The sequence below is a fragment of the Vibrio sp. Y176 genome, from assembly GCF_033438945.1.
Window position 1 is genome coordinate 1 of sequence record NZ_JAWOQS010000282.1, and the last position, 840, is coordinate 840.

Below are 840 nucleotides of genomic sequence, written 5' to 3' on the forward strand. Positions count from 1 at the left end.
GCCACTTGGCGCAAGCCACTCTTGCTCAGAACCCCAATAGGTGTCTTTTTCTGGGTGCCAAATATCTTCGCGACCAAAACCAAAGCCAAAGGTTTTAAAGCCCATCGATTCATAAGCCATGTTACCTGCGAGAATAATCAGGTCGGCCCAGCTTAATTTGTTGCCGTACTTTCTCTTGATCGGCCAAAGAAGTCGGCGTGCTTTGTCTAGGTTGGCGTTATCTGGCCAAGAGTTGAGAGGGGCAAAGCGTTGGTTACCGGTTGCGGCACCACCACGTCCGTCTGCGATACGATAGCTACCAGCCGCGTGCCATGCCATACGAATCATCAAACCGCCGTAGTGTCCCCAGTCGGCTGGCCACCAATCTTGGCTGTTTGTCATTAGGTCTTTTAAGTCTTGCTTGAGTGCGTCGACGTCCAGTTTTTTAAGTTCTTCTTTGTAATTAAAATCTGGACCAAATGGATTCGTTTTGGAGTCGTGCTGATGCGGGATGTCTAAGTTTAAGGCATTCGGCCACCAATCCATCACCGACTTGTCTGTAGATGTTTGTCCACCATGCATAACTGGACATTTACCTACTGAACCGCCGTTTGTATTGCTCATATTGTACTCCTTTATTTTGTAGCCTCCTTGGCTACTCATTCTCTACTCAATGCGAAAAACATTGAATACCTGACCAAAACAGCGTAGTCCACTTGACGCAAGAAAGAAGTCTTTTTCTTCAAAATTTGCACGCTGTTTACAAGCTTTTACTGTTACCAAACATGTACATATATGCGTTTTAGATGGATTCAGATCAGATTGGATTTACCCCTGAATACTTAACGCCAGACAATCTCG

Annotated in this window: 1 protein-coding gene; it reads right to left on the bottom strand. The window is 45.7% G+C overall.

The genetic code is table 11. The features are described from left to right. On the bottom strand, positions 1-603 hold a 603-nt coding region (locus R7O13_RS25575), incomplete at its 3' end, for a peroxidase family protein (protein ID WP_318305037.1). Positions 604-840 lie beyond the last annotated feature (237 nt).